This window comes from Serratia marcescens subsp. marcescens ATCC 13880, assembly GCF_017299535.1.
Classification (GTDB): domain Bacteria; phylum Pseudomonadota; class Gammaproteobacteria; order Enterobacterales; family Enterobacteriaceae; genus Serratia; species Serratia marcescens.
In genome coordinates this window covers 4,171,759-4,194,509 of record NZ_CP071238.1, presented here as the reverse complement: position 1 = coordinate 4,194,509, position 22,751 = coordinate 4,171,759, and the positions used below count along the sequence as shown (strand labels likewise).

General features: G+C 61.6%; 21 protein-coding genes. 17 read left to right on the top strand and 4 right to left on the bottom strand.

All coding sequences use genetic code 11. The features are described from left to right. The 6 genes from ubiH (at position 1) to J0F90_RS20020 (ending at position 8,544) form a co-directional block, all read left to right on the top strand. Positions 1–1,179 carry a 2-octaprenyl-6-methoxyphenyl hydroxylase gene (gene ubiH / locus J0F90_RS20045; RefSeq protein WP_028128314.1) on the top strand — a complete coding sequence of 393 codons (1,179 nt, stop codon included), beginning with the start codon at positions 1–3 and terminating at the stop codon, positions 1,177–1,179. An 81-nt stretch (positions 1,180–1,260) separates the two neighbouring features. Beyond that, positions 1,261–2,463 carry an FAD-dependent 2-octaprenylphenol hydroxylase gene (gene ubiI / locus J0F90_RS20040; protein WP_033639448.1) on the top strand — a complete coding sequence of 401 codons (1,203 nt, stop codon included), beginning with the start codon at positions 1,261–1,263 and terminating at the stop codon, positions 2,461–2,463. Positions 2,464–2,969: 506 nt separating this feature from the next. Continuing rightward, complete coding sequence (gcvT, locus tag J0F90_RS20035) at positions 2,970–4,067, top strand: glycine cleavage system aminomethyltransferase GcvT (protein WP_033639449.1); 1,098 nt, start codon at positions 2,970–2,972, stop codon at positions 4,065–4,067. A 44-nt stretch (positions 4,068–4,111) separates the two neighbouring features. Further along, positions 4,112–4,498: a glycine cleavage system protein GcvH gene (gene gcvH, locus J0F90_RS20030; RefSeq protein WP_016930003.1), complete on the top strand. Its 387-nt coding sequence runs from the start codon at positions 4,112–4,114 to the stop codon at positions 4,496–4,498. Positions 4,499–4,590: 92 nt separating this feature from the next. Next, positions 4,591–7,470 (top strand): aminomethyl-transferring glycine dehydrogenase, encoded by a 2,880-nt coding sequence (gcvP, locus tag J0F90_RS20025; RefSeq protein WP_004931634.1) that lies wholly within the window; start codon positions 4,591–4,593, stop codon positions 7,468–7,470. Positions 7,471–7,578: 108 nt separating this feature from the next. Further along, positions 7,579–8,544, top strand: a complete 966-nt coding sequence (locus J0F90_RS20020; protein ID WP_033639450.1) for a quinone oxidoreductase family protein — start codon at positions 7,579–7,581, stop codon at positions 8,542–8,544. Between the two features lie 10 nt (positions 8,545–8,554). On the opposite strand, the gene J0F90_RS20015 is transcribed toward J0F90_RS20020, so the two are convergent. From J0F90_RS20015 to J0F90_RS20005, 3 genes are read right to left on the bottom strand one after another with little or no spacing between them, the layout of a single operon-like run. After that, entirely contained in the window at positions 8,555–9,082 is a 528-nt protein-coding gene (locus J0F90_RS20015; protein ID WP_028127694.1) for a GNAT family N-acetyltransferase, read from the bottom strand. Continuing rightward, a complete protein-coding gene (locus tag J0F90_RS20010) occupies positions 9,082–10,500 on the bottom strand; it encodes an ATP-binding protein (protein ID WP_033639452.1) in 1,419 nt (472 codons plus the stop codon). Before J0F90_RS20010 ends, J0F90_RS20015 begins: the two co-directional genes overlap by 1 nt. 4 nt (positions 10,501–10,504) lie before the next feature. Beyond that, positions 10,505–11,164 (bottom strand): response regulator, encoded by a 660-nt coding sequence (locus J0F90_RS20005; protein WP_016929999.1) that lies wholly within the window; start codon positions 11,162–11,164, stop codon positions 10,505–10,507. A 189-nt stretch (positions 11,165–11,353) separates the two neighbouring features. Here J0F90_RS20005 and J0F90_RS20000 point away from each other — a divergent pair, with 189 nt between their 5' ends. From J0F90_RS20000 to J0F90_RS19985, 3 genes are all read left to right on the top strand, one after another. Further along, the gene (locus J0F90_RS20000; RefSeq protein ID WP_025304144.1) at positions 11,354–11,587 is read left to right on the top strand and encodes a hypothetical protein; all 234 of its coding nucleotides are present in this window, start codon (positions 11,354–11,356) and stop codon (positions 11,585–11,587) included. Between the two features lie 96 nt (positions 11,588–11,683). Beyond that, a complete protein-coding gene (locus J0F90_RS19995) occupies positions 11,684–12,430 on the top strand; it encodes an SDR family oxidoreductase (RefSeq protein ID WP_033639454.1) in 747 nt (248 codons plus the stop codon). A 224-nt stretch (positions 12,431–12,654) separates the two neighbouring features. Then, positions 12,655–12,972 carry a BrnA antitoxin family protein gene (locus tag J0F90_RS19985; RefSeq protein WP_033639455.1) on the top strand — a complete coding sequence of 106 codons (318 nt, stop codon included), beginning with the start codon at positions 12,655–12,657 and terminating at the stop codon, positions 12,970–12,972. 224 nt (positions 12,973–13,196) lie between these two features. Here the strand turns inward: J0F90_RS19985 and J0F90_RS19980 are convergent, their stop codons facing one another. Further along, positions 13,197–13,841 carry a GntR family transcriptional regulator gene (locus tag J0F90_RS19980; RefSeq protein ID WP_169540627.1) on the bottom strand — a complete coding sequence of 215 codons (645 nt, stop codon included), beginning with the start codon at positions 13,839–13,841 and terminating at the stop codon, positions 13,197–13,199. 162 nt (positions 13,842–14,003) lie between these two features. Here J0F90_RS19980 and J0F90_RS19975 point away from each other — a divergent pair, with 162 nt between their 5' ends. The 8 genes from J0F90_RS19975 (at position 14,004) to J0F90_RS19940 (ending at position 22,749) form a co-directional block, all read left to right on the top strand. Continuing rightward, a complete protein-coding gene (locus J0F90_RS19975) occupies positions 14,004–14,717 on the top strand; it encodes a DUF2848 domain-containing protein (RefSeq protein ID WP_025304139.1) in 714 nt (237 codons plus the stop codon). After that, entirely contained in the window at positions 14,717–16,063 is a 1,347-nt protein-coding gene (locus tag J0F90_RS19970) for an amidase (RefSeq protein WP_033639457.1), read from the top strand. Before J0F90_RS19975 ends, J0F90_RS19970 begins: the two co-directional genes overlap by 1 nt. A gap of 49 nt (positions 16,064–16,112) precedes the next feature. Next, complete coding sequence (locus J0F90_RS19965; RefSeq protein WP_016929991.1) at positions 16,113–16,766, top strand: DUF4286 family protein; 654 nt, start codon at positions 16,113–16,115, stop codon at positions 16,764–16,766. After that, entirely contained in the window at positions 16,763–18,088 is a 1,326-nt protein-coding gene (locus J0F90_RS19960) for an MFS transporter (protein ID WP_033639458.1), read from the top strand. The genes J0F90_RS19965 and J0F90_RS19960 overlap by 4 nt, the downstream gene beginning before the upstream one ends. A 311-nt stretch (positions 18,089–18,399) precedes the next feature. Continuing rightward, on the top strand, positions 18,400–19,218 hold the full coding sequence (locus J0F90_RS19955) for a DeoR/GlpR family DNA-binding transcription regulator (protein ID WP_033639460.1): 819 nt from the start codon (positions 18,400–18,402) through the stop codon (positions 19,216–19,218). Between the two features lie 48 nt (positions 19,219–19,266). Then, positions 19,267–20,250 (top strand): substrate-binding domain-containing protein, encoded by a 984-nt coding sequence (locus J0F90_RS19950; protein WP_025304134.1) that lies wholly within the window; start codon positions 19,267–19,269, stop codon positions 20,248–20,250. Between the two features lie 2 nt (positions 20,251–20,252). Then, the gene (locus J0F90_RS19945; RefSeq protein ID WP_028127692.1) at positions 20,253–21,770 is read left to right on the top strand and encodes a sugar ABC transporter ATP-binding protein; all 1,518 of its coding nucleotides are present in this window, start codon (positions 20,253–20,255) and stop codon (positions 21,768–21,770) included. Further along, positions 21,763–22,749 carry an ABC transporter permease gene (locus J0F90_RS19940; RefSeq protein WP_033639461.1) on the top strand — a complete coding sequence of 329 codons (987 nt, stop codon included), beginning with the start codon at positions 21,763–21,765 and terminating at the stop codon, positions 22,747–22,749. The genes J0F90_RS19945 and J0F90_RS19940 overlap by 8 nt, the downstream gene beginning before the upstream one ends. Positions 22,750–22,751: the final 2 nt, after the last annotated feature.

Below are 22,751 nucleotides of genomic sequence, written 5' to 3'. Positions count from 1 at the left end.
ATGAGCGTAATTATCGTTGGCGGCGGTATGGCGGGCGCGACGCTGGCGCTGGCTATCTCGTCGCTTACTCAGGGAAGAATGGCGGTGGATCTGGTCGAGGCGACCCGGCCGGACGACCGCAGCCATCCTGGTTTTGACGCCCGCGCCATCGCTTTGGCGCAGGGCACCTGCCAACAGCTGGCGCGCATCGGCGTTTGGCCGGCGCTGCGCGACTGCGCCACGCCGATCACTCAGGTGCACGTCAGCGATCGCGGTCACGCCGGTTTCGTTAATCTGCAGGCGCAGGATTATCAGGTCGATGCGCTCGGCCAGGTGATCGAACTGCACGACGCCGGGCAGCGGCTGTTTGCGCTGCTGGCGAAGGCGCCGGGCGTCACGCTGCACTGCCCCGCGCGGGTGGTGGACGTGATCCGCACCGCGGAGCGGGCGGAAGTGCTGCTGGACAACGGCCAGCGTCTGCGCGGGCAGCTGCTGGTGGCGGCCGACGGTTCGCGTTCGGCGCTGGCGCAGGCCTGCAACGTGCAGTGGCGGCAGGAGGACTATCCGCAGTTCGCCACCATCGCCAATGTCACCACGGCGGAAGATCCGCAGGGGCGAGCTTTCGAGCGCTTTACCCGTTATGGGCCGCTGGCGCTGTTGCCGATGTCGCAGGGGCGCAGTTCGCTGGTGTGGTGCCATGCGCGCGAAGATCGCGCCCGGGTGGATGCCTGGGACGACGCGCGTTTTATCGCCGAGCTGCAACAGGCTTTCGGCTGGCGGCTGGGGCGCATCCTCAAGGCCGGTAAGCGGCACAGTTATCCACTTGGCCTGCTGACCGCCGATCGCCATGTCAGCCACCGGCTGGCGCTGGTGGGCAACGCGGCGCAGACGCTGCATCCGATCGCCGGGCAGGGGTTCAACCTGGGTCTGCGCGACGTGATGTCGCTGGCGGAAACGTTGGCGGAAGCGGCAGACAGCGGCGAAGACGCCGGCGGTTACGCATTGCTGAGCCGTTATCAGCAGCGGCGGCAAAACGATCAGCAGGCGACGATCGGCGTGACCGATGGGTTGATCCACCTGTTCGCCAATCGTTATAGCCCGCTGGTGGTCGGCCGCAATCTGGGGCTGATGGCGATGGCGCGTTTGCCGGCGGTGCGCGACGCCTTCGCCAAGCGTACGCTGGGCTGGGTGGAACGTTAGACACAGAATCGGGCGCCCTGTGGCGCGCCCAAAAACGCGGCGCGGCAAGGCGTCGCGCGTTATTTAAGGAAATCGAGCAGCATGCAATCATTTGACGTGATTATCGCCGGTGGCGGTATGGTGGGGCTGGCGTTGGCCTGCGGCTTGCAGGGCAGCGGGCTGCGCGTGGCGGTGCTGGAGCAGCGCCAGCCGGAGATGGCGCCGCCGTCGGAGCAGCCTGCGCTGCGCGTCTCCGCCATCAATGCCGCCAGCGAGCGTTTGCTGCAGCACATCGGCGTGTGGGACGACATCCTCCAGCAGCGCGCCAGCGCCTACAACGCGATGGAAGTGTGGGATCGCGACAGCTTCGGCAAAATCGCCTTCCGCGGCGATGAGTGCGGCTTCAGCCATCTCGGCCACATCATCGAAAATTCGGTGATCCAGCAGGCGCTGTGGAAACGCGCCGAAAGCCTGTCGGACATCACGCTGATTACCCCGGCCGCGCTCAAGCAGGTGGCGTGGGGCGAGAATGACGCCTTCATCACGCTGGAGGACGGCCGTATGCTGACCGCGCGGTTGGTGATTGGCGCCGACGGCGCCCAGTCGTGGCTGCGCCAGCATGCCGATATCCCGCTTACCTTCTGGGACTATCGCCACCACGCGCTGGTGGCCACCATCCGCACCGAAGAGCCGCATCAGGCCACGGCGCGGCAAATTTTCCACGGCGACGGCATTCTGGCGTTCCTGCCGTTCAGCGATCCGCATTTGAGCTCCATCGTCTGGTCGGTCGCGCCGGAAGAGGCCGAGCGTCTCAAGCAGTTGGAGCCGGAACAATTCAACCGCGAACTGGCGATGGCCTTCGATATGCGTCTGGGCGCCTGCAGCCTGGAAAGCGAACGGCTGGCGTTCCCGCTGACCGGCCGCTATGCGCGCAGCTTCGCGGCGCACCGCCTGGCGCTGGTGGGCGATGCGGCGCATACCGTGCATCCGCTGGCCGGACAGGGCGTGAACCTGGGCTTTATGGACGCCGCCGAGCTGATTTCCGAACTGCGTCGCCTGCAACGGCAGGGCAAGGATATTGGCCAGCACCTCTATCTGCGCCGCTATGAGCGCCGCCGCAAACACGGCGCGGCGGTGATGCTGGCCAGCATGCAGGGTTTCCGCGAATTGTTCGACGGCAACCACCCGGCCAAAAAGCTGTTGCGCGACGTGGGGCTGCGGCTGGCGGACAGCCTGCCGGGCGTCAAACCGAAGCTGGTGCGTCAGGCGATGGGCCTGAACGATCTGCCCGAGTGGCTTGCCTGACACCTGCCTTCTGCGAGCCCGCAGCGGGCTCGCGCTTCTCGCCTTATGCCATCGCGTTTCCTTATATAACCCCTCATTTGAAATAATCTAATTTCAGCCGCTTTTTATCATTACTTTTTCTAATTCCATGTTCGGTTATCAAAAGTCCGGATCCCATGTGCGGCCATAGGTTTGTTATATAAGTTCGGTGTTTTGCCGCTTTAATTGTTAATTTTGTGCCTTAAGGCGCATTTTTCCAGTGAAAAACTCTGCACACTAGCCCGGCGTTTTACCGCCCGGGAACGGCGATGAGCCTATTTTAACTTATGGTTAATGTGGTCGTTCGGTGATAAGTTCGAGGGAAAGGTATCGTTTGCGTCACGGCGGTTGCACGCAGTTTCCGCCCGTCCCGGCGCAGCATTTGTGTTGAGCAGTCAGTGCGCCATGGCGATCGGGCCGCGAGCCAGTCTCCGCCGCATTGCGTGGCAGCACCCTAACTTCTAGCGACGAGTGGAAAGAGGGAAAAGATGGCAAAGCAAACCCCACTGTACGACCAGCACGTGGCGTGCGGTGCGCGCATGGTAGACTTTCACGGCTGGATGATGCCGCTGCACTACGGCTCGCAGCTCGATGAGCACCACGCGGTGCGTCAGGATGCCGGCATGTTCGACGTGTCTCACATGACCATTGTGGATCTGCACGGCGCCCGCACCCGCGAGTTCCTGCGCTACCTGCTGGCGAACGACGTCGCCAAACTGACCCAACCCGGCAAAGCGCTGTACACCGGCATGCTGAATGCCTCCGGCGGCGTGATCGACGACCTGATCGTTTATTTCCTCACTGAAGACTATTTCCGCCTGGTGGTGAACTCCGCCACCCGCGACAAAGACCTGGCCTGGATCGAAGAGCACGCCGCGCCGTATGGCGTCGCGCTGACGGTGCGCGACGATCTGGCGCTGATCGCAGTGCAGGGCCCGCAGGCCAAAGAGCGCGCCGGCACCCTGTTCACCCCGGAACAAAAAAGCGCGGTCGAAGGCATGAAGCCGTTCTTCGGCGTGCAGGCCGGCGAGCTGTTCATCGCCACCACCGGTTACACTGGCGAGGCCGGCTATGAGATCGCGCTGCCGAAAGAGCAGGCGGCGGATTTCTGGCAAAAATTGCTGGCCGCGGGCGTCAAGCCGGCCGGTCTGGGCGCGCGCGACACGCTGCGTCTGGAAGCGGGCATGAACCTCTACGGGCAAGAGATGGATGAAGGCGTTTCGCCGCTGGCCGCCAACATGGGCTGGACCATCGCCTGGCAGCCGGAAGATCGCCGTTTCATCGGCCGCGAAGCGCTGGAGCAACAGCGCGAGCAGGGCACCGAGCAACTGGTCGGCTTGATCATGACGGAAAAAGGCGTATTACGTAATGAGCTGCCGGTGCGTTTCACCGACGCGGCGGGGCAAACCCGCGAAGGCGTGATCACCAGCGGTTCGTTCTCCCCGACGCTGGGCTTCAGCATCGCGCTGGCGCGCGTGCCGGCGGGCATCGGCGAGCAGGCTATCGTGCAGATCCGCAACCGCGAGATGCCGGTCAAAGTGACCAAGCCCGGTTTCGTTCGCGCCGGCAAGCCGCTGGCAAATTAATTTTTATTGATTGATTTTTTATTTCTTCGAAGGAGTAACCGGCGATGAGCAATGTGCCAACAGAATTGAAATACGCATCCTCCCACGAGTGGGTTCGTTCAGAAGGTAACGGCGTTTACACCGTAGGCATCACCGAACACGCGCAGGAACTGCTGGGCGATATGGTATTTGTCGATCTGCCGGAAGTGGGCCGCACAGTCGCCGCCGGTGAAGATTGCGCCGTGGCGGAATCCGTCAAGGCTGCGTCGGACATTTACGCACCAATCAGCGGTGAAATCGTGGCGGTGAACGGCGAGCTGGAAAGCTCCCCGGAGCTGGTGAACAGCGAACCTTACGGTGACGGCTTCCTGTTCCAGATTAAAGCCTCCGACGAAGGCGAGCTGGCGAACCTGCTGGACGCCGCGGCTTATCAGGCCTCGATCGACGAGTAATCGTGCCCACGCCCCAGGCCTTTCGGCCGGGGCGTTTTAGTTACCGTTCAAGCTATATCCCGTATCACGCAAGCATTCAGGAATTTGTAGCAATGACTCAGACACTCAGCCAACTCGAACACAGCGAAGCGTTCATCGAACGCCACATCGGCTCTTCTGCGGAACAACGCCAGGAGTTGCTGGCAGCGGTGGGCGCTCGCTCGCTCAGCGCGCTGATCCAACAGATCGTGCCGGCGGACATTCAGCTGCCGGGGCCGCCGCCGGTTGGCGACGCGGCGACCGAACACCAGGCGCTGGCTGAGCTGAAGGCGATCGCCTCGCAGAATCAGCGCTACAAATCCTATATCGGCATGGGCTACAGCGCCGTGCTGACGCCGCCGGTGATCCTGCGCAACATGCTGGAAAACCCGGGCTGGTACACCGCTTACACCCCTTATCAGCCGGAAGTGTCGCAGGGCCGTCTGGAAGCGCTGCTGAACTTCCAGACCGTGACCCTCGATCTGACCGGCCTGGATCTGGCCTCCGCATCGCTGCTGGATGAAGCCACCGCCGCCGCCGAGGCGATGGCGTTGGCCAAACGCGCCAGCAAGCTGAAAGACGCCAACCGCTTCTTCGTGGCTGACGACGTGCATCCGCAGACGCTGGACGTGGTGCGCACCCGCGCCGAAACCTTCGGCTTCGACGTCATCGTCGATAAAGCGGAAAAAGTGCTGGAGCTGGACGGCGTGTTCGGCGTGCTGCTGCAGCAGGTGGGCACCACCGGTGAACTGCACGATTACAGCGCGCTGCTGGCCGAACTGAAATCGCGCAAAATCATCACCAGCGTGGCCGCCGACATCATGGCCCTGGTGCTGCTGACCGCGCCGGGCAAGCAGGGCGCCGACGTGGTGTTCGGCTCCGCGCAGCGCTTCGGCGTGCCGATGGGCTACGGCGGCCCGCATGCCGCCTTCTTCGCCTGCCGCGACGAGTTCAAGCGTTCGATGCCGGGCCGCATCATCGGCGTTTCCCGCGATGCCGCCGGCAACACCGCGCTGCGCATGGCGATGCAGACCCGCGAGCAGCATATCCGCCGCGAGAAGGCCAACTCGAATATCTGTACTTCGCAGGTGCTGCTGGCCAACATCGCCAGCCTGTATGCGGTGTATCACGGCCCGCAAGGGCTGCAGCGCATCGCCGGGCGCATCCATCGCCTGACCGACATTCTGGCCGCCGGGCTGCAGAAGGCCGGCCTGACGCTGCGCCACAACACCTGGTTCGACACCCTGACCGTTGAAGTGAAAGACAAGGCCGCCGTGCTGGAACGTGCGCTGAGCTTCGGCATCAACCTGCGTACCGACATCCACGGCGCCGTGGGCATCACGCTGGATGAAGCCACCTCGCGTGAAGACGTGCAAACGCTGTTCGCACTGCTGGCCGGCGACAATCACGGTCTGGACATCGACGCGTTGGACGCGGCGGTGAGCAAAAACAGTCAATCGATCCCGGCCGCCATGCTGCGCCAGGATCCGATCCTGACCCACCCGGTATTCAACCGTTATCACAGCGAAACCGAGATGATGCGTTACATGCATCGCTTGGAGCGTAAGGATCTGGCGCTGAACCAGGCGATGATCCCGCTGGGTTCCTGCACCATGAAATTGAACGCCGCGGCGGAAATGATCCCGATCACCTGGCCTGAATTCTCCGAACTGCACCCGTTCTGCCCGCCGGAGCAGGCTGCCGGTTACCAACAGATGATCGGCCAACTGTCTCAGTGGCTGGTGCAGCTGACCGGCTATGACGCGGTGTGCATGCAGCCGAACTCCGGCGCGCAGGGCGAATACGCCGGCCTGCTGGCGATCCGCCGCTACCACGAAAGCCGCAACGAAGCGGGCCGTCACGTCTGCCTGATCCCGAGCTCGGCGCACGGCACCAACCCGGCCTCCGCCCAGATGGCGGGCATGAGCGTGGTCGTGGTCGCCTGCGACAAGAACGGCAACATCGATCTGCACGATCTGCGCGTCAAGGCGGAGCAGGCAGGCGAAGAACTCTCTTGCATCATGGTGACCTACCCGTCGACCCACGGCGTGTATGAAGAAACCATCCGTGAAGTGTGCCAGATCGTGCATCAGTTCGGCGGTCAGGTGTATCTGGACGGCGCCAACATGAACGCCCAGGTGGGCATCACCACGCCGGGCTACATCGGCGCGGATGTTTCGCACCTCAACCTGCATAAAACCTTCTGCATCCCGCACGGCGGCGGCGGCCCGGGCATGGGCCCTATCGGCGTGAAAGCGCACCTGGCGCCGTTCGTACCGGGCCACAGCGTCGTGCAGATCGACGGCGTAACCACCCAGCAGGGCGCGGTCTCCGCGGCGCCGTTCGGCAGCGCCTCCATCCTGCCGATCAGCTGGATGTACATCCGCATGATGGGCGCGGAAGGCCTGAAGCAGGCCAGCCAGATGGCGATCCTGAACGCCAACTACATCGCTACCCGTCTGAAAGACGCGTATCCGATTCTGTATACCGGCCGCGATCACCGCGTGGCGCACGAATGCATCCTCGACATTCGTCCGCTGAAGGAAGAGACCGGCATCAGCGAAATGGACATCGCCAAGCGCCTGATTGACTTCGGCTTCCACGCGCCGACCATGTCGTTCCCGGTGGCGGGCACGCTGATGGTCGAGCCGACCGAGTCGGAAAGCAAAGTGGAGCTGGATCGCTTTATCGATGCGATGCTGGCGATCCGCAGCGAGATCGACCGCGTCGCCAAAGGCGAATGGCCGCTGGAAGACAACCCGCTGGTGAATGCGCCGCACGTGCAGGCGGAGCTGGTCAACGACTGGCAGCACCCGTACAGCCGCGAGCTGGCGGTGTTCCCGGTGGCCGGCGTACGCGAGAACAAGTACTGGCCGAGCGTTAAGCGTCTGGACGACGTGTACGGCGACCGTAACCTGTTCTGCTCTTGCGTGCCGATGAGCGATTACGAATAACACGTTCGGCAAAGTTTGTGTTTGGGGGACACCGCATCATGCGGTGTCCCTTTTTATTTTATAGCGGCCTATTCTTTCCTGTACGTTCCCACGATTTGAGGCGTCACCATGCAAGCGGCAATCGTAACAGCGCTGGGGCAAGCCCCGGTTTTCGGCACCTTTGAGGAGCCCCAGGCGCAGGCGAATGAAGTGCCGATCGACGTTCTGGCGGCCGGCATCAAACAGCTGGATCGCGCCACCGTCGCCGGCACCCACTATTCCAGCCCGAAGCAATTGCCGATTGTGCCCGGCACCGACGGCGTGGGCCGTACGGCGGACGGAAAACGGGTGTACTTTGCCTCCTTCCGCCGTCCTTACGGTGCGATGGCTGAGCGCAGCGTCGCGTCATGGACGGTGCCGGTGCCGGAGGCGGTGGACGACGCCACGGCGGCAGCGCTGATCAATCCGGCCTTCGCCGCCTGGCTGCCGCTGCGTTGGCGGGCGGATCTGCAGCCCGGTGAAACGGTGCTGATCATCGGCGCCACCGGCACCTCAGGCAAGCTGGCGGTTGCCGCGGCGCGTCAGGCAGGGGCAGGGCGTATCGTTGCCGCCGGCCGTCGGCTGAGCGTGCTGGAAGCGTTGGGCGTGGATGCCACGGTAGATCTGAGCCTGCAGGGCGAGGCGCTGACGCAGGCCTTCGCGGCGGCGGCGGGGCCGGGCGGTTATCAGGTGATCGTCGATTACATCTGGGGGCCGGCGACCGAAGCGCTGCTCGCGACCCTCAATAATCACGATCTCTCGTCTTACGCCGGCGGACGCGGCTTTCGCTTGGTCAACGTCGGTTCGATGGCCGCGCCGGACATCCGGCTGCCGGCGGCGGTGTTGCGCAGCAATCAGCTGCAGATCCTCGGCAGCGGCACCGGCAACTTCCCGCCGATCCCGGAAATGCAGCGCTACGCGACCGAGATTCTGACGCTGGCGGCGACCGGAGCGCTCACTATCGAGACGCAGGAACACGCGTTGGCGGAGATCGCCGAGGTGTGGGATCTGAACAAGAAAAGTGACGTGCGTTCGGTGATACGCATCGCCCGTTAAGCCCCGGCCGTTAGCGGCAAGGGCAGACCAGATGAATATCCTCCGGCTCACGGGCGAACAATTCCGTATCCGGCTGTTCGATGAGTCGGCACCCTTGCGCCAGATAGAAGTCTACGGTGCTTTTATTGGGGATGGAGGAGACATACAGCCCGGCGGCGCCGTCTTGCGCCGCCTGACGCAGGCAGAGCTGGAACAGCTGCCTGCCTAACCCCTGGCCGCGTTTGTGCGCGCTGACGTAAAAGAACAGCAGCTGGCGCAGATCCCGCTGTGGGCCGCGCGGTTCGGTGTCCAGCGCCGCCGCCGCCGCGATCTCCTCGCCTTCGAACAGCGCGAAGAACGCCCCGCCGCGATCGAAGCACGCTTCGTGGATCGGCGTATAGGTTTCCCGATCGTGCGGATCCCAGCCGCGTACATCGTAGTAGTCCGGGTAGGGGTGCAACTTGCCGTCCTGCAGGCGATACAGAGTGTCGATAATTTCGCTGCGGTCGATATCCCATAGCCGGTCGAGTTGCTGCCGTTGCAGCAGAACAGGGGCAATCATGGTCGTGGTTCACTCTCAGTCTGTGGCCGGTAACTTTCCGGCAAATCGATGATGAAGCCGATGCCGCGATCGTCGAGGCCTTCGGTGACGCGCAGCTGCGCGCCGATTTTGTCGGCCAGGTTGCGGGCGATGGCCAATCCGAGCCCGCTGCCGGTTTGCTGCGTGCCGGGCACGCGGTAAAAGCGCTCAAACAGGCGGGAACGGTGTTCTTCGCTTACTCCTGGGCCGTTGTCGCGCAACGTAATATAGCAGCCGAGCGGCGCCAGCGAGCGGATATTGGCTTCGATGCGGCTGCCGGGCGGCGCGTATTTGAGCGCATTGTCCAGCAGATTGGTGAAGATGGCGATCAGCGCACGGCGATCGGTGCTCACCACCACATCCTCGCTGCCGTCGAGCGACAGTTCCACATCCTTTTCCAATGCATAGGGAACGTGCTGCGCGATGCATTTGCCAATTTCGGCGTAGATGTCCACCGCCTCAATCTTCAGCGGAAAATCTTCCGCCTCCAGCTTGGCCAGGTTGATCAGCTGGCGTGACAGCGACGCCGCGCGATCCAGCCCTTGCTGCATGTCGCCGATGATCTCCCGGCGCTCCTGCTGCTCGGTGACCTGGGTCAGCAAATGCAGCTGCGCCAGCACGGCGGCGATCGGCGTGCGCAGTTCGTGCGCGGCGTCGGCCATAAACCGTTTCTCGCGCTGATTGGCGGCGTCGATGCGCGCCATCAGTTTGTTGACCTCCATCACCACCGGCCGGATTTCCTGATACTGCTCGCTGACGTTGATCGGCGACAGGTTGCCAGGCTGGCGATCGGAGATGGTGCGGGCGATCTGGCGCAGCGGCCGCAGGCTGAAATAGGCGGTAAACAGCAAGGTGACGATGATGGCCGCCAGAATGCCCAGCAGCGGTACGGCGGTGCTCTCCGCCGGATTGCCGAACAGCGTGGTGCGATCGTTGAACGATTCGCCGACGATCACCCGGTACTGGCGCTTTTCGCTCCAGCTGCCGGCGAGATGCCAGTTAGCGCCGGCGTAATTGACGGAACCGGACAGCACCGAAGGCGGCAGGCGCAGTGGCTCTCCCTGCGTTTGCGAACTGTAAAGCACCCGGTTGTCTCGATCGTAAACCACAAACAGCGGGTGATAGTCGATTTCATCCTGCATGCCGTTATTGATGGAATCAATGTACATGCCTTCAATGGTCTTGATGATGCCGCGGTAATCGATATTGTCAGTGCCTGTTTCGTCGAGAATATTGGCGATGCCTGCAGCGACGATGCGTTGCTGGTTATCGAAATATTTCTCCATGTCGGGGTAATACCAATATTTCACCCAGGCGACGAGGAGCCCCCACAATAATAAAATGGCCAGCACCTGGAAAATAATGGTGCGCATAAAGAAGGATTTGAAACCGATCATTCCGCTACTCTTTCTTCAGCAAATAGCCAATGCCGCGTACGGTAATCACTCTTTCTTTACCGATCTTGCGCCGTAAATTATGCATGTGCACTTCCAGCGAGTTGCTTTCCACGCTATCGCCGTGGCCGAACAGCCGCTGTTCCAACACCGCTTTGCGCACCACGGTGCCGGCGCAACGCATCAGTTCGTGCAGCAGGTGATACTCTTTTTTCGACAGCATCAGCAATTCGTTATCCAGCATGACCTGATGGTTGACCGGATCGAGATACAGCGCGCCGAGGCTCCAGGTTTGTGACGCGAAGCCCGCCATGCGCCGGTTGACCGCCTTGACGCGCGAGATGAGTTCGGGCAGCGCAAAGGGTTTGGCCAGAAAGTCGTCCGCGCCGGAGTCCAGGCTGTTCACCAGGCTTTCAATGCGGTCGCGGGCGGTCAGGATGATGATCGGGATATTTTGCCCGGCGGCGCGCCAGGCGATCAGCTTCTGCAAACCGTCGCCGTCCGGCAGCGTGAGATCCAGCAGCATCAGATCGAATCCGCCGGATGAAAGTTTATTTTCCGCGTCGGCGATCAGGCGCACCCAGCACAAATTAAAGCCGGCCAGCTCCAATGCGCGGCACAGCGCCTTGCCTAATTGCAGGTCGTCTTCCACCAACAGTATGTTCACGTTATTTCCGCTGAGATCCTTGAGTCGCGCTTATCTAACTATAACGCTGACGGGAAGACAACGGGCAAACCTGCTCGGCCTGCGCGTTCTTAAGCAAACCTTAATCTGGCTTTAATCTCGCGTTAAGGGAGCGCGGAAGAATTTCAGTTATTTTGCTGCCATTCGAAATTATGGCTGGGGGAGCGAAACATGCAGACTGAAGGTTTCCCGAACGCGGGCGCCTCGCGGCGGCTGATGTATGTAGGCGTGGCGACGCTGCTCGTTTTGTTGCTGTTGTCTTTTCGCGGCGATGCGCAGAGCCATAGCCACGGCGGCCATCATGCTTCCGCTTTGCAGCGGGTGCATCAGGCGGCGGCGACGGATGCTTACGGCTGCGCCAAGTCGCGCATTAAAAAGCAGCTGCGCCGCCTGGCTCAGCTTTGAAGCGGTTTTTAGGGAGCCGCTCTATACTCTGACGGGCATACGGGGCGCCTGCGCGCAGGCCGCTGTGTTGATATCGCTAACCAGAGAAAAAACAGTATGACGAAAGTGGCATTGGTGACCGGCGCAAGCCGGGGGATTGGCCGCGCGACCGCCTTGCTGCTGGCCCGGCAGGGCTATGCGGTGGGCGTGAATTACCTGCGTGACGAAAATGCGGCGCGCCAGGTGGTGGCGGAGATCGAGGCGCAGGGCGGCAAGGCGCTGGCGCTGCAGGCCGATGTGGCCGATGAAGCGCAGGTGATGGCGATGTTCAGGGCGCTGGATGCCGGGCTGGGCACGCTCAGCGCGCTGGTCAACAACGCCGGCATTCTGTTCCGGCAGGCGAACATTGAACAGTTGACCGCCGAGCGCATCAATCAGGTGCTCGGTACCAACGTCACCGGTTACTTCCTGTGTTGCCGCGAGGCGGTGAAACGCATGGCGCGGCGCCATGGCGGGCAGGGCGGCGCTATCGTCAACGTTTCCTCCGCGGCGTCCCGGTTGGGGGCCGCGGGGGAATACGTCGATTACGCCGCCTCGAAAGGCGCCGTCGATACCCTGACCATCGGGTTATCGCGCGAGGTGGCGGCGCAGGGCATCCGCGTCAACGGCGTACGGCCCGGATTCATCTATACCGAGATGCACGCCAGCGGCGGCGAGCCCGGCCGGGTGGATCGCGTGAAGGACAGTTTACCGATGCAGCGCGGCGGGCAGCCGCAGGAAGTGGCGGAGGCGATCGCTTGGCTGCTGTCTGACTCTGCGTCTTACGTGACCGGTACTTTTATCGAGGCAGCAGGCGGGCGTTGAATGCATGAGGGGGTTTTGACATCCCGTCGTGCGGAGTGCATTTTGATTAAATAACAATCAAAATGTAGTTACAAAAATGTATGTTTATTTTGAATGGAATCAGGATAAAAATCACAGCAACCAGCGTAAACACCGTGTCAGTTTTGAGATAGCGCAACGGGTTTTTCTGGATCCCAACCATTTCATTTCAGCACGCAAGGCCGATGCCAAAGAGAGGGGAAGATATGAAGCGCAAAAATTCCGCCAAAAATCTGGCCCATAGCGTACTCCCGCCGTTGACGGAGGAGCAGAAAGCGCAAATTGCTTCACTGAATGCGTTGCCGGACGAGGACATCGATTATGCCGATGCGCCGGCGCTGGGGGAAGAAACGTGGCAGACTGCGGTTCAGGGGCGTTTTTATAAGCCGATGAAAGTATCGAAGACCATCCGAATCGATGCGGATGTGTTGGCCTGGCTTCAGCGACCAGGCAAAGGCTATCAGAAACGCCTGAACGCCGTGTTGCGTGAGGCGATGTTGAAAGAGCATGAGCACGAGGAATAATGTGTGTCAGGCGGCTAACGATCCGGTGAGATTCTCACCGGATTTTTTTGCTGTTTTTTAAGGCAACACCTGCCAACGTCGGCCACCTCTCGATGGAGCTCGATCAAAACTATAAAAACGGTCATTCCGCGGAGCGTGAAATATGACCGTTTACCGTTTATCTCCTGCTCATCGGCAGAACAGGGTCATCATAACTCTTCCCGGTAATATCCTGCGCCGCGGGGTTACCCGTCGTGCAGCAGCGCAGTGCGGAATGACAGGATATGCGCCTGCGCGGCCTCGGCGGCGGCGGCGCTGTCTTGTGCGGCCAGCGCGGCGATAATTGCCCGGTGTTCGTCGATCACTTCGCGCATATGTCCTTCCCGCGACAGGGTGCTGGCCCAAAAACGCTGCGCCCTGGCGTGCAGTACACTCAGGATATCCGCCAGCATGTTATTGCCGGCGATCTGCGCCAGTTCCTGGTGAAATTCATGGTCGAGTGTCATCATGCGCACCCTATCTCGCTCCTGGCTCGCGGCTTCGATTTGCCGATTGAGTTCGGTCAGCGTCGCTATCTGCCTCTCGGTAATCTTCTGGCTTGCCAGCCGCATACACAGCATCTCGTTAGCCAGCCTTACTTCGATCAATTCCAACGCATCGTCCATCGACAACGGTGAAACCATCACGCCTTTGCGCGGGATGACCTGCAATAACCCCTCGTTGGCCAAGCGGTGGATTGCCTGATTGATCGGCGTTCTGCCCATATCCAGGTCGTTCATCACCTGCGCGGTATTGAGATATTCGCCCGGCTTGTAGCTGAGTGTGACCAGCGCCTGTTTGAAACGCCGGTAGGCCAGCTCGTTCAGTGACACGCCGGCTTCTTCCGTCATCGGGCGCTGCGGGCTTTCTGCGTCAACAGTCTTCACGTTTTGCTCCTGCAAGAAGAAAGTTTTTAGACATAGTACACAAAAACATGGCATGGAAATCGCTTATTTGGTAACTAAAGATATAGTGAAATTTCACAGTGTTTTAACAAAAGGAGCGAAACTGCCATGAGACTGACCTTCACTTTACCTGAATCCTGCGGCGCGGCGACGTTGAATGTTGAGATTGATCATCTGGTGATCGCCGGTTGGACCGGACGCGATCGCGAGGCGATCTTGCACCATATTCGTGAATTGGCCGAGCTGGGCGTGCCCCAGCCCAGTGCAATCCCCCTGTTTTACCGCGTTGCCGCCAATCAGTTGAGCCAGCAAGAGACCATTGAAGTCATTGGCAACGCGACGTCCGGCGAAGTGGAGCCGCTGATTTTTGCCCACCGCGGCGAACTGTTCGTGTCATTGGCGTCCGATCACACCGATCGTCAACTCGAAGCGCACAGTGTGGCGCTGTCGAAACAGATTTGCGTTAAACCGGTGGCGCGAGCCGCCTGGCCGCTGCAGGAGGTGTTGGAACATTGGGACAGTTTGATCTTGCGTTCGTGGATCAGAGAAGAGGGCGAATGGCGATTGTATCAACAGGGCTGCCTTGCCGCGTTGCGTACGCCCGGTGATTTGCTGGAACGTTACTTCACCGGTATGCAGCCGCCGGAGTGCGGGCTGGCGCAGCCGCAAACGCCCGACGGGTTGGCGATGACTTGCGGCACGGTGGCGGCGATCGGCGGCATTCGGCCGGCTGGCGAGTTTCGCATGGAACTGGTGGACGACGTGCTTGGGCGAACCATCAGTCATCGCTACCGCAGCATCGAACTGCCGGTGGTGGCGTAATGAAAAAGCTGACTTTGATGCAGGCCACCGCCGGGCTGGCTAGCGGTGAGCTCACCGCAGTGCAACTCACCGCCGCCGCTTTGGCGCAGATCGTCGATGAGCGGGGAGAGGGGGGGCGCGCATTTACGCGAACCTACACCGAGTGGGCGCAACGGCAAGCGCAGGCCTCCGATCGGCGACGCGCCGCCGGCTCGCCTCTGTCGGCGCTGGATGGCGTGCCGATCTCGGTCAAGGATCTGTTTGACGTGGCCGGTGAGGTGACTACGGCCGGTTCGCGCGTATTAGCGGACGCGCCAGCCGCTGAAAAACACGCTGCGGTAGTGGAACGGCTGTTGCAAGCCGGCGCGGTGGTGGTTGGCAAAACGACGATGACGGAGTTCGCCTATTCCGGTCTGGGCATCAATCCGCATTACGGGACGCCGGCCAATCCTTGGGAGCGCCAGGCGGCGCGCATTCCCGGCGGCTCCTCTTCCGGTGCGGCGGTGGCGGTGGCCGACGGCATGTGCCTGGGCGCGATTGGCAGCGATACCGGCGGGTCGGTACGCATTCCCGCCGCGCTGTGCGGGTTGACCGGTTATAAACCCACTGCACGGCGCATCAATGACGCCGGCTTACTGCCGCTGTCGCCTTCGCTGGATTCGATCGGCGTGATCGCTCATGACGTCGCCAGCTGTATTGCGCTGGATGCACTGATTGCCGACTGTCCGCTGCGGGTGCCGCAAAAAACGTTGGCGCAGGCGCATTTTGCCGTGCCGCAAGCGGTGGTGCTGGATGAACTGCAGCCGGAAGTCGCCGGGGCGTTCCAGCGCAGCCTGCAATGCCTGAGTCAGGCAGGCGCACGTATTGAATTTATCCCCGCCACGGCGTTCGCCGAGCTGGCGGCGATCAATGCCGACGGCGGTTTCACCGCGCTGGAGTCCTGGCGCTGGCATCAAGCGTTGATCGCTGAACGGGCCGATGGTTATGACCCAAGGGTGCTGTCGCGCATTCGCCGCGGCGCATCCTTGGGCGACGCCGAGCTGCAGCTGTTGCAGCGACAACGCGCCGGCTGGCAGCGGCGAGTTACGGCGGAGCTGCAGAGTTTTGACGCTTTGCTGATGCCGACCGTGCCGATGATTGCGCCAACTATCGGCGAGCTGGCGGCGGATGATGCCTACTTCCGTTGCAACGGACTGATGCTGCGCAATCCCGCGATCATCAATTTCCTCGACGGTTGCGCGTTGTCCTTGCCTTGCCAACAGCCAGGAGAGGCGCCGGTCGGACTGATGCTGGCTGGGTTGCCGATGCGTGATGAGGCGTTGTTGGGGTGGGCGCTGGCGATCGAACGCTGCCTCGCCGACGCGTGATTTTCCGGTGGGCGCAGGCCTGCCTTTTGAGATGACCAGGAGAATATCCATGAACGATTCCCAGAACGGAATGCTGTTTGTCGCGACGGATGTCGCCACGCAGGATGATGCGGATTTCAATCGCTGGTATGACCGCGAACATGTGGAGGAGCGAGTGCGGGTGCCCGGCTTTTTATCCGGCACCCGCTATCGGGCATTGCAGGGGGGGCGTCAATATTTGGGGTTGTATAAAACCGAATCGTTGGCCAGTTTTACCTCCGAAGCCTATCGCGCCGCGTTTCAACACCAAACGCCATGGTCGGTGGCGAGCCTGGAGAAAATGCGTGATCCAATGCGCAGAGTGTGTGCGGTGGAGGCGGTCACTGGCCAAGGGTGCGGCAGTCATCTCTGTATCTTTGTGCTGCCGTCGGCGGCATCGGAAGCGCTGCATGCCCGCGTCTTGCAATTGGGCGCGCAACTGGCTGAACAGCCCGGATTCGTGCGCAGCAGCCTGTTGACGCCGGATGCCGAACTCAGTTCCCCGCTGCCGAAAGAATCGCGAGAAAACCGCCGAATGTTGCCGATGCTATTGATCGAAAGCAGCGACGCCGAAGCCGGCCTGCGTTTAAGCGAGCAGGCCGCTGAAGCGCTGAACATGCCCGCCGCCGATGCCTGGCATTATGCCCTTGGCTGGCAACTGACCGCACAGGAGCTGACATCATGAATGCATACACCACTGAAACGGCACAGGCTGCCGCACCGGCCGCAGAAAGCGCCGCCGCACCGCCCAATACCGGCAAACTGGCGGCGGCCAGCTCGATCGGCACGGCGCTGGAATGGTACGATTTCACCGTCTACAACATCATGGCCGCGTTGATTTTCAACCATGTATTCTTCCCATCGTTCGATCCTCTGGTGGGCACGATCCTGGCTTTCTCCACTTATGCGGTGGGTTATGTTTCCCGGCCGATCGGTGGCATCGTATTCGGCCACCTTGGCGATGTGTTGGGACGGCGCTTTGTACTGGTCACCACGCTGGTGATCATGGGCGTGACCACGGCGCTGATGGGATTGCTGCCCGGCTACGCCAACTGGGGGATTTGGAGCCCGCTGCTGCTGGTGACGCTGCGCTTTATTCAGGGCATTGCGCTGGGCGGAGAATGGGCGGGTGCGGTACTGTTGTCGATGGAACACGGCAAGCCGCATCAGCGCGGGCGCAACGCGTCCTTTGCTCAGGTAGGGCCGTCCTGCGGTTCGTTGATCGGCACAGGCCTCATTACGCTGGTGACGTTGGCGATGTCGGCGGACGATTTCCAGCAATGGGGCTGGCGGATCCCGTTCCTGCTGAGTCTGGTGCTGGTCATCTTCGGTTTGTGGCTGCGCCGGGGTGTGGGTGAGACGCCGGCATTTTTACAGCTGGAGGCGTCGAAAGATGTTACGCAGTCGCCGATCCGCGAAGTCTTCACGCAGCACATGCGTCCACTGCTGATCGCCGGCGGATCGCGAATCGGCTCTGACGTGCTCTATGCGTTGGTGGTCGTGTTCACGTTGACCTACGTCACCACCGTGCTGAATCTGCCGCGCCCTCTGGCGCTGGGCGCCACCATGCTGGGGGCGATAGGCAACGCCGTCGCAGTACCGCTGTTCGGCGCGTTGTCGGATCGCTTCGGCCGTCGTCCGGTGTATATCGGCGGTGCATTGGCGGCGATAGTGTGGGCGTTTGCGTTCTTCGTCCTGCTCGACAGCAGTCAACCGGTGTTGATCTGCATGGCTGTGGTGATTGGGCTGTTGATCCATGCGGCGATGTATGGGCCACAGGCGGCATTCATCACGGAACAGTTCCCGACACGGGTGCGTTATGCCGGATCTTCGTTAGCCTATACCTTGGCGGGGATTATCGGTGGCGGCTTTGCCCCGCTGATCATCACTTCTTTGTTTAAATCTTACGACAGCACGCTGGCGATTTCCGCCTATGTCGCGTTGGCTCTGCTTATCACGCTTTGGGCGGTATGGGCGGCGCGGGAAACGGCGCATAAGCCGCTGTAAATAGAACGCCGGGCTACTTTGGGCCCGGCGTTCGGTCAAAACCACACAAACGGTCATTAACGGTCATGCTGCGGAACGTGGAATTGTGACCGTTTACCGTTTCTCGCCAGTCTGCCTCAGATGGTCGCGCATCATAACTGTCTGTTACTCCACACTTTCGTAATTATTCATTTCATTTTCTTCCCGATTTTTTTGACAACTATCACAGCGCGATCGTTGCCCGATCGCGGGGCGATGCGCTTTGCGTCTGCGCGCAAAACGCGGCGCGGCAAATCGATATCGTAATCATCGTCGTGGAGGAGAAAAGAAACATGCTGCCTGTAGAACGTCATCGCTTTATTACCGAAGTCTTGAGCCAGCGCGGCCGCGTGATGGTGCAGGAGGTGGCGCAGCTGTGCCAGATCTCTATCGAGACGGCGCGGCGTGATCTGGCCCTGCTTGAACGGCGCGGCCTGCTGCTGCGCAGCCACGGCGGCGCGGTATTCGTCGAGCCGCCGGCGGCGGAGAAAACCTATGTGCCCGCCGAGATAGACCAGGGGGAATCTTTCCGCCAGCGCAGCAACGAGGCGCCGGAGCAGAAGACGCGCATCGCCAAACGCGCGCTGGAGTTTATCGCGCCGGGGGATTGCCTGCTGCTGGACAGCAGCTCCACCAGCTGGTTTTTGGCGCGCCAGCTGCCGGATATCTCGCTGGTGGTGCTGACCAACTCGCTGCACATCATCCAGACGCTGGCCTGCAAGGCCAACGTGCGCACCATCGGCCTGGGGGGCGAGTATTCCGCCAAGTACGAGGATTTTATCGGCGTGCTGGCGGAGCAGATGCTGAAAGAGTTCGTGATCAACAAGCTGTTCTTCTCCTGCCACGGCATTTGCCAGGACGGCGGCATCCGCGAGAGCAACGAGCACCATGCGCGGTTGAAGCAACAGATGCTGCTGGCCTCGGAGCGCAAGTTCCTGCTGGTGGACAGCAACAAGTTCGGCCGCCGCTCGTTCGCCCGCATTTGCCATTACCGGGAAATAGACACGCTGATCACCGACAGGCTTGGCGACGACGAATTTCGTCAGGAACTGGCCTGGAACAACGTCGACGTGATTGAAGTTTCACCCGCCGCGAAAAGGGCGGCGCGATAACAACAACGAAAACCCTTTATTACAGCCAACACTTGTGGAGAGAGAACAATGAAAAAATCCGTACTGGTCGGTCTGTTTGCCTCGCTGCTGCTGTCGGTCTCCGCGCAGGCGGCGGACAAGCTGAAAATGGGCGTGGTGGTGAAGATCGGCGGCATTCCCTGGTTCAACGCCATGGAGGCCGGCATCAAAAGCGAGAGCGCCAAACGCGGCATCGACGCCTGGATGGTCGGGCCGACGGCGGCGGATCCGGCGCTGCAGGTGCGCGCCATCGAGGATCTGATCGCGCAGAAGGTGGACATCATCGGCGTGGTGCCGAACGACGCCCGGGTGCTGGAGCCGGTGCTCAAGCGCGCGCAGGAAGCGGGCATCAAGGTGATCGTGCACGAATCCCCCGGCCAGAAGTACGCCGACTGGGATTTTGAGCTGGTGGACGCCTCGCAGCACGGGGTCAACCACATGAAAGCGCTGGCCGCCTGCATGAAAGAGCAGGGCAAGTACGCGGTATACGTCGGCAGCCTGACGGTGCCGCTGCACATCACCTGGTCGGACTCGGCCATCAACTACCAGAAGCAGCACTACCCGAACATGCAGCTGGTGGGCGACAAGTTCGGCGTGGGGGAATCGCTGGATGACAGCGTGCGCACCACCAACGATCTGATGGCCAAGTATCCCGATCTGAAAGGCGTGCTGGCGTTCGGTTCGCAGGGGCCGATCGGCGCCGGGCGTGCGGTGCTCAACCGCGGCAAAAGCAACGATATCTGCGTCATCGGGCCGTTCAGCCCGGGGCAGGGCGCTTCGCTGGTCAATCGCGGCGCCATCAAGGGCGGTTATATCTGGAATCCGATGGTGGCGGGCGAAGTGTTCGTGCGCATCGCCGACATGATGCACAAGGGCGAAAAAATCACCGATGGCATGACCATCGAAGGCATGGGCAAGGTGCAGGTGGATGCGCAGCAGCACACCATTCTCGGCAACGCCACCGAAAGCCTGGATAAGCAAAACTTGCCGAAGCTGGTGAAGATGGGGCTGTAATCATGGCGATTTCCGGCAATACGGCAATGCAGGGCGCGCCGCTTATCGAACTGCAACAGCTGTCGATGACCTTTGGCGGGCAGCGCGCGCTGAACGATATTTCATTGGCGCTGATGCCGGGGGAGGTGCACTGCCTGGCCGGCACCAATGGCTGCGGCAAGAGCACGCTGATCAAGGCGATCGCCGGCGTGTATCAACCGGATGATGGCAGCCGCATTACCCTTGATGGGCAAACCTTCGGCCGGCTGTCGCCGGATCAGGCGCGCGCCTTCGGCATTCAGGTGATCTATCAGGATCTGTCGCTGTTTCCCAACCTGACGGTGGCGGAAAACATCGCCTTTGAGCACAACCTGCGCGGGCTGTTGGGTTGGCACCGCCCGGCCAGGCTGCGGCGCGCCGCCGAGCGCCTGCTGCAGGCGCTGAGTTTTAATCTGGATCTCGACAAACGGGTGGCGGAGCTGCCGATCGCCCAGCGCCAGCAGGTGGCGATCTGCCGCGCGCTGGTGGCGGAAGCGCGGCTGGTGATCATGGATGAACCGACCGCCTCGCTGACCCGCACCGAAGTCAACCAGCTGCTGCGTACGGTGGACTATCTGAAAGCGCAGGGCATCTGCGTGGTGTTCGTCAGCCACCGGCTGGACGAAGTGCTGGAGATCTCGGATCGCGTCACGGTGATCCGCGACGGTAACAAAGTCGGCACCTGGCCGGCGGCGGAGATCACCGGCGATCGTCTGACCGAGCTGATGACCGGCTTGAAGCTGGATTATCGCCTGAAGTCACCGAGCATGAATAAGGATCGGGTGATGCTGGAGGCGGATCGCCTAAGCCGCGCCGGGCAGTATCAGGATGTGAGCTTCCGGCTGCATCAGGGGGAGGTGCTCGGGCTGTGCGGGTTGCTCGGCTCCGGGCGCACCGAGCTGGCGCTGAGCCTGTTCGGCATGACCCGGCCGGACAGCGGCAAGCTTTATCTCGACAGCAAACCGGTGCGCTTTCGCGGCCATGAGGACGCGATCAAGGCCGGCATCGGCTACGTCTCGGAGGATCGCCTGACGCTGGGGCTGGTGCAGCAACAGTCGGTGGCGGATAACGCGGTGCTGACCATTCTCGATAAGCTGCGCGGGCGCTTTCGCCTGATCGACGACTACCGCAAGAATCGCATCGTCGCGGAGTGGATCGCCAAACTCGGCGTGCGGGTGGCGGATCCGGATCAGGCGGTTTCGACGCTGTCCGGCGGCAATCAGCAAAAGATCGTGCTGGCCAAGTGGGTGCTGACCCAGCCGCGGATCCTGATCCTCGATTCGCCGACCGTCGGCGTCGACGTCGGCGCCAAGGCCAGCATCTACCAACTGATCCATCTGCTGGCGCAGGAGGGGATCGCCATTTTGCTGATCTCCGACGAGGTGCCGGAGGTGTATTACAACTGCGATCGGGTGCTGCACTTCAGCGGCGGCAGCGTGATCGGCGAATACCTGCCGGGGCAGGTGAGCCAGCAACAGCTGGCGGAGGCGGTCAATGCGTAGATTCAGTTTGAAACCGCGCGGCAACGAAGGCTATCTGGCCTGGGTACTGCTGCTGACGGTCATCGTCTTTTCACTGCTTAGCGATCGGTTTTTGACGGTGCAAAACCTGCTCGATCTCAGCGAAAGCTACGCGGTGAGCGGCATATTCGCCCTCGGCCTGTTTGTGGTGCTGGTGACCGGCGGCATCGATATCTCCTTCGCCGCGGTCGCCTCGGTGGTGCAGTACCTGATCGCCACGCTGGCGACGCACTACGGCCTGGCCAGCCCGGCGGGCAGCATTTTGCTGGCGTTGGCGTTCGGCGCCGCGCTCGGCATGGTCAACGCGCTGCTGATCTACTGCCTGCGTATCGTCTCGATCATTGTCACCATCAGCATGCAGGCGTTTTTGTTCGGCATGCTGATGTGGTTGACCAACGGCCGCAGCCTGTACGCATTGCCGGACTGGTGGACGTTGCCACGCAGCGTGCTGCCGTTCCAACTGGGTGAACAGAGCTATCAGCTCGGTTTGCCGACGCTGGTGATGCTGGCGGTGGCGCTGTTGACCTGGCTGCTGCTGAACAAAACGCACCTCGGGCGCCAGCTGTTTGCCGTGGGCGGTGATGCGGAGTCGGCGCGGCGCATCGGCATCCGCGTCGGCCTGCTGCATCTGTTCGCCTATGGCTATCTGGGCGCGATGGCGGCGATCGGCGGCCTGGTGCAGGTGTATCGCATGGGGGAAGTGGTGCCCAACGCGCTGGTGGGCGGGGAGCTCGACGTGCTGGCGGCGGCGGTACTGGGCGGCGCCAGCCTGAACGGCGGCAAGGGCAGCGTGGTCGGCACGCTGATGGGCGTCTTCCTGATCGGCGTGCTGAAAAACGGCCTCAACCTGATCGGCGTGTCCAGCTACTTCATGAACGTGGTGATCGGTCTGGTGATCGTCGCGGCGATCACCGTCACTCACTACAAGAAACGCAAAGAAACCGACGTCGGTTTCGCCTGAGG

What these genes read in the sequence shown, in the direction of transcription:
- ubiH (WP_028128314.1), top strand. Translation starts at nt 1, where the DNA reads ATGAGCGTAATTATCGTTGGCGGCGGTATGGCGGGCGCGACGCTGGCG.
- ubiI (WP_033639448.1), top strand. Translation starts at nt 1,261, where the DNA reads ATGCAATCATTTGACGTGATTATCGCCGGTGGCGGTATGGTGGGGCTG.
- gcvT (WP_033639449.1), top strand. Translation starts at nt 2,970, where the DNA reads ATGGCAAAGCAAACCCCACTGTACGACCAGCACGTGGCGTGCGGTGCG.
- gcvH (WP_016930003.1), top strand. Translation starts at nt 4,112, where the DNA reads ATGAGCAATGTGCCAACAGAATTGAAATACGCATCCTCCCACGAGTGG.
- gcvP (WP_004931634.1), top strand. Translation starts at nt 4,591, where the DNA reads ATGACTCAGACACTCAGCCAACTCGAACACAGCGAAGCGTTCATCGAA.
- J0F90_RS20020 (WP_033639450.1), top strand. Translation starts at nt 7,579, where the DNA reads ATGCAAGCGGCAATCGTAACAGCGCTGGGGCAAGCCCCGGTTTTCGGC.
- J0F90_RS20010 (WP_033639452.1), bottom strand. Translation starts at nt 10,500, where the DNA reads ATGATCGGTTTCAAATCCTTCTTTATGCGCACCATTATTTTCCAGGTG.
- J0F90_RS20000 (WP_025304144.1), top strand. Translation starts at nt 11,354, where the DNA reads ATGCAGACTGAAGGTTTCCCGAACGCGGGCGCCTCGCGGCGGCTGATG.
- J0F90_RS19995 (WP_033639454.1), top strand. Translation starts at nt 11,684, where the DNA reads ATGACGAAAGTGGCATTGGTGACCGGCGCAAGCCGGGGGATTGGCCGC.
- J0F90_RS19985 (WP_033639455.1), top strand. Translation starts at nt 12,655, where the DNA reads ATGAAGCGCAAAAATTCCGCCAAAAATCTGGCCCATAGCGTACTCCCG.
- J0F90_RS19980 (WP_169540627.1), bottom strand. Translation starts at nt 13,841, where the DNA reads ATGACGGAAGAAGCCGGCGTGTCACTGAACGAGCTGGCCTACCGGCGT.
- J0F90_RS19975 (WP_025304139.1), top strand. Translation starts at nt 14,004, where the DNA reads ATGAGACTGACCTTCACTTTACCTGAATCCTGCGGCGCGGCGACGTTG.
- J0F90_RS19970 (WP_033639457.1), top strand. Translation starts at nt 14,717, where the DNA reads ATGAAAAAGCTGACTTTGATGCAGGCCACCGCCGGGCTGGCTAGCGGT.
- J0F90_RS19965 (WP_016929991.1), top strand. Translation starts at nt 16,113, where the DNA reads ATGAACGATTCCCAGAACGGAATGCTGTTTGTCGCGACGGATGTCGCC.
- J0F90_RS19960 (WP_033639458.1), top strand. Translation starts at nt 16,763, where the DNA reads ATGAATGCATACACCACTGAAACGGCACAGGCTGCCGCACCGGCCGCA.
- J0F90_RS19955 (WP_033639460.1), top strand. Translation starts at nt 18,400, where the DNA reads ATGCTGCCTGTAGAACGTCATCGCTTTATTACCGAAGTCTTGAGCCAG.
- J0F90_RS19950 (WP_025304134.1), top strand. Translation starts at nt 19,267, where the DNA reads ATGAAAAAATCCGTACTGGTCGGTCTGTTTGCCTCGCTGCTGCTGTCG.
- J0F90_RS19945 (WP_028127692.1), top strand. Translation starts at nt 20,253, where the DNA reads ATGGCGATTTCCGGCAATACGGCAATGCAGGGCGCGCCGCTTATCGAA.
- J0F90_RS19940 (WP_033639461.1), top strand. Translation starts at nt 21,763, where the DNA reads ATGCGTAGATTCAGTTTGAAACCGCGCGGCAACGAAGGCTATCTGGCC.